This window comes from uncultured Gimesia sp. (assembly GCF_937910335.1).
GTDB lineage: Bacteria > Planctomycetota > Planctomycetia > Planctomycetales > Planctomycetaceae > Gimesia.
The window spans coordinates 1-8,975 of sequence record NZ_CALEMX010000257.1 but is presented as its reverse complement, the minus strand read 5'-3'; the positions used below and the strand labels follow the sequence as shown (position 1 = coordinate 8,975).

Sequence of the window (8,975 nt, the reverse complement as noted above, 5' to 3'; positions counted from 1 at the left end):
ATTACAGAGGTTATGGATGGCGACTTTGATTTCACAACCCTCGGCAAAGGCATCTATTAAATTTTCGAGAGAACCGGATTCAATTTGTCCTTCTGCATCGTGCGAAAAAACTTCTTCCCAGTGATCGTGTATAAAATAGCGAAAGTATTCGAATTCATAAACAAAATTACTACTGGGCGCATTGGTGTCGGCATCCCAACTTGCCAGTTCATGATACTTGGGCATGTCGGGATGATCATTAACTGGGACCGCGGCGAGTTTACCAGGGGAAGAGATACCGTCCAAATGAGGTCGCGCTATCGCCTGATGTCCATCTTGATTATAGATAAAAAATGACATCGATGCACGAGGACCAAAACCATCGGGTAAAGAGATGGGCATTCGCAGTGTTTCGATTCCTGAGACCCAGCGGTTATCCAACAGGTAAGTTACTCTAAAATCCATCACCTCACGAATGAGTTCGTTACAGTCGGATGATGTATCGATGTGTTCGTTGTGACGAAACCCGGTTCCCACACGTAGGTCAGCACCTGAGTTAATGGCCTCGCGTAGTACTGTTTCACTTCCAGAGACGTGCTGACGTTGACTGTCCAGTTCCAGCACACATTTCCATTTTACCATCGGAGATCCTTTATCGCGGAATTACTTCTTTGCCTGGTTTGGTTTTGACCATTTGATTTTGACGAGATACACTGAGTTTGATTTCCATTTCTCTTTCGGGATTTTCTTAAAGTTGCGGCGTTCGCCTACGGTCACCCAGGACTCATTACGGTTGATGTCGGCTGCACCGAAGTTGCCGAGAAGTGCTCCTTCTTCCGGAACGATAATTTTCTCTGTCGCTCGGATCACTGTTAATTTTACAGGGTCAATCTGAGCCATGAATAGAGGTGCCCGATGCCGAACGATATGATCATTGTTGGCACCACGGCGAGTATAGACGAGAAACAGACCGTCACTATGGCTTACCCAGTGCTGTTGTGTGTTGTAACTTCCTAGATCTTTGCCATCGTCAAAAGTCCAGGCTTTGATGGGCAGGAAGTGCAGACCATCTTTACTGGTTGAGATATAACTTTTTAAATCATTTCTGAGAGTCAAATAATAGTGATTTTGAAATTTGATCAAAGAAGGTTCAAATAAGCCACGCACTTTGTTTAGTTTTAAGGTGTTACCTTCCTTTTTGAATTGAATATCGGTTCCATCAAACGTGCACCTTACTACTGTCACAGAGAAGGGGGTTTTGCTGGATGGGCCGTGATAGAAGGGTAGCAGCAAAGTTCCATCCGGTTCCACCAACCATTGCGCGCACGCGCTACAAGCATAATCGTATTTTTTGTCGACAGGCATCTGCAAGACTTTCCATGAAGTCCATTTCTCCGTTTTAGGATCATAGATCGCATATGCAGTTTGGTGCGAACGGGTTTTGTCATCCAGTTGGTGTCCCTCTTTGCTGTAGCGGATTTGTGTGCCCACTGCAATCACTTTTTGTAGTTGGGGATGCCAGACCGGTGTGACGTCAGCAACGGCAATATCAACGTCTCCGTCTCCTTTTATCCAACCAAGTTCTGGTGGTGTGACGGGTTTGCTCCATTCTTGCGACTTTGAGGAGTACAATATAGTACTCATTCCTGAAAAATAGTCGGACACTGGTAGCAATTTTTGCAGCATCATTAACACTTCAGACGATTGCGTAGCGTCAGGATTTGGAATCACAGCAACACGGGGGTGAAACCAGGTATGTTCATTTGGTTTCGATTGCAACAAAACCTGCCGTGAAAAAGTAAACGTGAGTGGCTTTTCAATCTCTTCCGCAGAACTGAATTTGTATGGCAAAAGCAGGAACAGGCTACTTAAAAAGTAAAATACGAATAGTGGTCGGTAAAATAATGGCATCAGATATTCTTTCAGTAGATTCTATAAACGCTCTCACTACAAGCTGTTGAATAGTATGCCCAGAAAACATACTTCTTGTCCAGAGTATTGGGGGCAGTCGGGATTTCCGTCCTGTTTTTGCTGTCAATTCCCTTCCACACCTGGGAAACAATGGCAAAGTACTCTGACGAATACCTTACAACATAACCATTAGTAGTGCGATGTAATGACAGGTGCTGCCAGCAATCGCGAAGGTGTGCCAGAGGGCGTGGAAGTAGCGGACGCGCTGATCGAAAATCAGAAATACAGACCCTGCAGAATAGAAGAATCCACCAGCAATGATCCACGTAAATATGTCGAGTGGGGTTGCATCGTAGAGTGTTTTCAATGAGATAATCGGCAGCCAGCCCAGAATTCCGTAGGTAAGCATCGCCATTGGAGTCAAGTTTCGCATGTAGAGAACGAGGAGTACACCAAAGATAGCGAAGACCCACATGCTGACCAAAAGCATCGGCCACCAACTATGCCAGAGATAAACCACAGCAAAAGGTGTGTATGAGCCCGCAATAAGTAAATAGATACAAACCTGATCCAGAGTACGAAAAAATCGACGCCAGGCGAGATCATAGAACATGTGGGAAAGCATAGACGCCGCATAGAGTCCTGTCAGTGAACAGCAGTAAATGCCACAAGCGATGATGTTGATTGTCTGATGATATTGAACTACCAGCATCATTAGCACTGCAGATGCGATAACACTCAGGAAAAATCCCAGAGCGTGCGTGATCAAATTGGCACTCTCATCTGCGGGTCTGTCTTCCGCCCGTTTTAGTGTCGGAAATTCATTTGAGTCTGCTGACATAATATCGTTTTATCGATTACCGTAGTTACGATAGGCAACTCTGGAACTACTTACATCATCCATCTGAATGTCTTTCATTTCTGAAGAGTGTTGCTTTCAAGAAACGCGATTAAATCTTTTAACTCTCGGTTCGTTAAGGTATGGACAAGACCGGATGGCATGAAAGAAATTGGCGATTCTACCATCGACTCAACCTCATCGCGGTCAAACGTGCGATTTTGCCCGTTGGCATCCCGTAGTGTCTCCTTGATGTATGAACGCAGTCGAATTCCGGTAAAGGTGCGACCATCATTGAGAATGATCGTACGTGGCTGGTATTCAGGAGCCATTTGCAGGCTTGGTTCAAGAATCGATTTCAGGAGCCATTTACGGTCTTTGTTCTTGCCCAGGCTGCTTAAGTCAGGCCCGACGACATTTCCTCGACCACCGTGTCGATGGCAGTGGGCACAATTTGCAATTCGAGCATGATGAAAGATACGGCGGCCATTCTCCCGATCTGCTGGAACTTTCACAGCCTCCAGTGCATCCAGCCAAGCCTGGGTATCGGTCAGGGCAGGTCGGCCTGTGTTGAGCGTTTTCGGATCCAGTATTGCCTGAAACAGATCTGCAGATTCAGGATATTGTTTGGCCCATTTTTTAAGAATGTTTGTCTGCTCGAGTGAAAAATTACCGGACCGCAACGATCGCAAGGCTTCCTCGCGTACAGTCCGGTGCTTGTCTCCCGCCAGATTTAGCAAAAGAGTAGATTGTTGATCAGACACGCCAGCCAGACCGGCGATTGCTTCCGCGCGTAGAATTATGCTTTGCTTCGTATCGGCGGCGATTCCCGCCAGAATCATTTGTGAAACAATCGGATTACCTGACAAAGTACGAACAACTTCCAATGAAAGTGTTTCATTGTTTACTGCAAGAAGTTGTTGGAGAATTTCCAATGTCAGTCCTTTCGGAAAGTTTTGTACGGGTTGAATTCCCACTTTGGGTGCAGAACGCGGCTGAGTTGGAAGTAGACGCAGGGCGTAAGCCCGTATTTGTGGTGCGCTCTTTTTATCCAGTACCCGGGCAAGCAGCATCTCTGGGTTCCGGACACCCGCTTCAGGAGTTCCTTTCAAGGTGTTCCAGGTGGCAACGGCGGCTTCAAACCGCTGGTAGTCGAGGTCACTCTGTGTCAGTTTCTGCTCCACTTCCGGGAGAAACGTTTTTAATCCCGAGTCGGAAATCCAACGCAGCGTCTCAAATTGTACGCTTGGATTTTTGTCTGCAAGTAACGCTTTAATCCATGTCTTGGAGGATGCGTTGGCTAGTTTCAGCGCCTGTACTGCCTGGATTCGGTCATCGGCGGGCCAGTTCGCTAAGTCTTTAGGATTCCAGTTTGATGTTTCTCGTGAGAGTGCCAAGAGAGCAGCCTGAGCGAGAAACGGGTCTTTTTCTTTAGCAAGTTGCAATAATCTTTTTCGATCAAGCGTCGTTTTTCCAATACGTAGATCAGCAGATAGCTGTGCTTTCTCTGTGGGGGGGGCCAGCTCCAACTTTCCAACCCAGGTTGCTTTTGCTAGATCGATTTCAAGTTTCCATAAACGTCCATAACCGTGTGCCTGATAACGACCATCTACCCAGTCACAAAGATACCAGATCCGTTTTTGATTTGCGGCACTAGGATCTTCTGCAATACAACTGGGGCGAAAGTAGCGGCCTCCTTTGACTAACGTAATAGGCTTAGCTGTGTAGGACGCTCCTTTTCGAATGAGTGGAAAAAAGTCGATTCGGTGATCGCTCCACGAGGGAACCAGTAGTCCTCGCCCTAGTGGTAAGACACCACAAGGCGCTTCGCCTGACGGATGAATCATTGGTAGGGTGCCGCGTAATTCTCCATTCCAACTGACGAACGGGTGATGTGCTTCTCCCCCATAGCTTCGTTCGTAGCCATAATCTCCCCCTTCAACGATGTGTAGCAGGCGACAGGGAGGGCGTTCTCCGGGATCGTTTTCAGCAGCGAAGATTTCACCGTCAGAGCGAACACAAACGCCAAACGGATTCCAAAACCCATGTGCAATTCGTCTCAGCTTTTTCCCATCGGCGCTGCAGCGGAAGATCCCCCCTTTGCCAGCTCCCTTAACCGAAACTCCATCCGTTCCTGTAAGAGTCCACGGCTTGGCAAAGTTTTCTCCGAGTGCAAACACCAGATCTCCATTCGGGTGCCACGCCATCCCTTCCAGACCGTTATGTGGATAGTCGGCCTCACTCTTCAAAACGGCAATGTTCTCTTCGACATCGGCTTTTCCATCGCCATCGGAATCCTTGATCCGTAGAATGCGATCTCGTTCGGCTAGATACACCCAGCCATTCGGGCCGAGTTCCAGATCCATCGTCGCATCGGTGGAATTGTAGAAAACCTGTCTTTGTTCAGCGCGGCCATCTCCGTCCTGATTAGAAAAAATCAGGATTTCATCATGTTTCGGTCCGACGTAGTCGTCCGGTCGAAAATGAGTATGCGTGGCAACGACCCAGATACGACCTTGTTCGTCAACATCAATGCCCGTGGGTGTTGCCAGATCAGGATGTTCGGCTACGAGAGAAAGTTGTACGCCCGGTTGCAATGTTTTTACCTGTGGCTTGCGTTCGGCAGCATGGAGTGAGTTGAAAGCAAGCAGCCCACCGAGTGCAAGTGAATAGATTGTGAATTTCGTCATAGATGTTTCTCTTATTTCAGTGGGGGCAATCGCGTGTTTCGTCTCAGTGACATAATTTCTCGAGACATGCTTCAATAAAATGGTACGAGTCGACAGATATTCTATTTATTGTATCAAGGATTGTTCTGTCTGTCTTCCAGTGCAGAGATCGGTAATCTGTTTACTGAAAATTGCGATGTAATTCTATTTTACACTTGCCAGTGACGTCCTGCACCGAAAAGAGGCGACAGATTTCACCAGGTGTTTAGTGCTAATTATATTGACTAACGCTTAAAACTTATTTTAGATGGCCAAAGATGATTGCATTGAAGGTAAATGTAAGTAGTAAAAGGAAATAGAGAATTACTCTTTGTTGTTTTTTATCCTCTGTTTAGGTAGTATTTTCTTATTGAAACAGAGTCAGCAAGAGCATTTATCATTTCAATCAGGTCGATTCGAAAATTATTTGCAGACATCATAGAGGGCATTAACAACAATGAGATTCACCCTGTGCTGTAAATCAATTTTCGGAAATCAATGCTATTCCCCACGGCTTGTCTGTCGGTTGTTAATTCTTGTCCTGTTTGTTTTCAGTACTGGATCTCTATTTGCTGCTGACGGAAAGAAAACGGAAGCAGGATCTGCTCAAGTCATTATTGTGGAACCTGCTGCCGGACTCGCGACTCTCGACTGGACAATCATCGTAATATATGCCGCATCGACGATCTTGCTCGGGTGGTATTTCAGCCGAAAACAGGAAAACACTTCAGAATATTTCATTGGCAGCGGGCAGATGAATCCGATCTTGATCGGAGTTTCGCTGTTTGCCACGTTGTTGAGTACGATTACCTATCTTTCTCTGCCGGGGGAAATACTGGGGAAAGGACCCATCTACCTAGCCAGTTATCTGGCATTGCCCATTGTCTATATCATCGTTGGTTATTGGCTGATCCCGGTTTATATGCAGCAACGAGTGACAAGTGCCTACGAATTGCTGGAAACAAAATTGGGTTTGAGTGTTCGGTTGCTGGGCGCCATGATGTTCTTGCTGCTGCGACTTGTTTGGATGTCTCTATTAATTTATATCTCAGCAGCAGCCCTAACTACGATGCTCAATCTAGATGATTTATATATTCCCTTAATCGTTTTGGTGACCGGTCTGGTATCGATTACCTATACATCACTCGGTGGGTTGCGCGCGGTTGTGATTACGGATCTGGTGCAAACGATTCTGTTGTTTGGTGGTGCCTTACTGGTGATAGCAACTCTCTCCTGGAAGATGGGAGGTTTTGATTGGTTCCCTACTTCGTGGAATGCTAATTGGGATACTCAACCTCTTTACAGCTTTGACCCGCGCACGCGGGTTACTTTTGTGGGCACCATTCTCTCTGTCGTCATCTGGTATGTGGCGACCAGTGGTGGTGATCAGGTTTCGGTTCAACGGTTTATGTCCACAAAAGATGCTTCCGCCGCTCGTCGTTCTCTGGCGATCCAACTTAGTGTTGGATGCATTGTGGGTGGAACATTAGCGTTGGTTGGGTTTTGCATGTTGGGTTATTTTCAGACATTCCCTGCGGCACTCCCTGCATCAATTGACTTGAAGAAAAACGCCGATGACATATTTCCATATGTGATTTCATATCAGCTGCCGATCGGAATTTCGGGTTTGGTTGTTGCGGCCATGTTCGCAGCGGCAATGTCCAGTATTGATTCTGGAGTGAACTCGATCACAGCAGTCATCTCAACTGACTTTATTGACCGGTTCGGAAAATCGTTCGGTTCCGAAAAAACTCATGTTCGCTTTACACGTTATCTGGCATTTATAATTGGTATCGTTGTGATCTATTGCAGTTCATTTATGGGGCAAATCGAAGGGAATATCACTGAGGTTACTGGGAAAACAGCAAATTTGTTGACAACGCCCATTTTCTGCTTGTTTGTTTTTGCGTTGTTTATCCCGTTTGCCAAACCTCTCGGAGTATGGGTCGGTGCCATTTGCGGGACCACCACTGCTGTTTTTGTTGCGTTTTTTAGTTTCACATTCGATATTGATATCTCTATATTTATGTTCGAATTTCATACACAGGTCAGACATTCCTTCAGCTTTCAATGGATTGCTCCGACTGCCGTGGCTGTCAATCTTGTGACGGGGAGTATTGTCAGCCTTCTCATTTCGGATACTAAGAAAAAGGCCGTTGTATCAACAGAATAATCTGGCTGTTTTGTAATCAGTTTTCTTTTTATTTTGTTTGTCGTAATCAATTGCGGCATTGATGCCCACGATCTTTTGTGGCTTAGGCACCAGAAGAAAGCGTCCGGGAGAGCTATCTTTTGAATTTGTTAACCCGGCCCTGGTGTTGTTCCTGCAGGAGGGATTCGATCAGGATCGTTACGCCATATCAGGTTCGAATAGTAAACCATCCATACCAAGTTAGCGACAACGATGGTACACATGCCGATATAGGCCCATTTTGCGCGGATCAATCCCGATGCGGCAATCGATAACCCCATCAGAATAAAGAGCCATCCACCTACTCGGTGTGTCTTATTCCAGGATGCTTTGCTGGAGAGAGTCCAGGGGGTTCGGATTCCTACAAACCAATTCGGTCTTATTTTACCCATGAAATTTCCCAGCACGAAAAATAAAATGCCAACGGTTAGAGGTATGACTGCGTTAACATTGACGGGATGTCCTGCAATTGCAAGTTGAATGATGCCGTAGATGATGCTCATAAACGCAATAATCGTGCAGCGAATGATGGCATAGGTATTGGCGAACCTTTCATAATTAGCATGTCCCGGATCAATTCGTGGAATAAAGAGCAAGAGAAAATACAAGGCAAGAGTAATCAGAGGAAGCCCCGACAAACCTTCGAACTTGCCTCCATAACGATCAACTTCTCCCGACAGATTCCAATGAACCGGGATCTGATCGGGTGCCGAAGACCATGTGAAGGCTGCCATGATGAACATACCGACAATTAAAAGAAGTTGAGGAATCTCAGTGCGATAATTGAATTTCATTTTTTTGATTCCTTTGGCTCTTTGTCCACTTCAAATAATTCCATCACTGCGGCCAGCATTCCTTCGAACGCCGACACTTTCAGGCTATAAACAATCGTTGTTCCAGAACGTTCTGAGACAATCAGTCCGCTGTGTTTTAAAATCTTGAAATGTCCGGAAAGAGTCGAGTTTGCGAGCGGAAAACACTCGGCGATTTCACCAGCACTCATATCTCTCTGTCGCAGCAGGCGCAGGATTTCTCGTCGAGTAGGATCGCTAAGTGCTTGAAAGACTTCGTTCATAAAACCGAACCTTAATTCGTTATTTCGCCAATTAACGAAATAACACGGTTTTAAAACGAGACAATCAAGGGTTTATCTGAAATTAGCAATCGTCTAAGTGTTGTAAGTGCTTGTACATATTACAGTTACAGGTATAATGATTTATTTAAAGAATACAAAAAATGAGTTTCTTGATTGAAAGAAAATCGTTGGTCTACAACAGATACCGTTATTTTCTGTGACTGTAGTTTGACTTTGAATTATCAATTTGAAAGGCTGACAGGGCTCGTGCGT

At 45.8% G+C, this 8,975-nt stretch carries 7 protein-coding genes; 1 reads left to right on the top strand and 6 read right to left on the bottom strand.

All coding sequences use genetic code 11. The features are described 5' to 3' along the window. The 4 genes from Q0668_RS10365 to Q0668_RS10350 form a co-directional block, all read right to left on the bottom strand. On the bottom strand, positions 1–621 hold a 621-nt coding region (locus tag Q0668_RS10365), incomplete at its 3' end, for a hypothetical protein (RefSeq protein ID WP_298863909.1). Between the two features lie 21 nt (positions 622–642). Continuing rightward, the gene (locus tag Q0668_RS10360; protein ID WP_298863905.1) at positions 643–1,890 is read right to left on the bottom strand and encodes a sialidase family protein; all 1,248 of its coding nucleotides are present in this window, start codon (positions 1,888–1,890) and stop codon (positions 643–645) included. Between the two features lie 175 nt (positions 1,891–2,065). Next, positions 2,066–2,731, bottom strand: coding sequence for a hemolysin III family protein (locus tag Q0668_RS10355; protein ID WP_298863902.1), 666 nt, complete (start codon positions 2,729–2,731; stop codon positions 2,066–2,068). Positions 2,732–2,805: 74 nt separating this feature from the next. Next, on the bottom strand, positions 2,806–5,418 hold the full coding sequence (locus Q0668_RS10350; RefSeq protein WP_298863899.1) for a PVC-type heme-binding CxxCH protein: 2,613 nt from the start codon (positions 5,416–5,418) through the stop codon (positions 2,806–2,808). 475 nt (positions 5,419–5,893) lie between these two features. On the opposite strand from Q0668_RS10350, the gene Q0668_RS10345 reads away from it, so the two are divergent. After that, positions 5,894–7,609 (top strand): sodium/solute symporter, encoded by a 1,716-nt coding sequence (locus Q0668_RS10345; protein WP_298863894.1) that lies wholly within the window; start codon positions 5,894–5,896, stop codon positions 7,607–7,609. A gap of 128 nt (positions 7,610–7,737) precedes the next feature. Here the strand turns inward: Q0668_RS10345 and Q0668_RS10340 are convergent, their stop codons facing one another. After that, positions 7,738–8,421: an SdpI family protein gene (locus Q0668_RS10340; protein ID WP_298863890.1), complete on the bottom strand. Its 684-nt coding sequence runs from the start codon at positions 8,419–8,421 to the stop codon at positions 7,738–7,740. Beyond that, positions 8,418–8,702, bottom strand: a complete 285-nt coding sequence (locus Q0668_RS10335) for an autorepressor SdpR family transcription factor (RefSeq protein ID WP_298863888.1) — start codon at positions 8,700–8,702, stop codon at positions 8,418–8,420. The genes Q0668_RS10340 and Q0668_RS10335 overlap by 4 nt, the downstream gene beginning before the upstream one ends. Between the last annotated feature and the right edge of the window lie 273 nt (positions 8,703–8,975).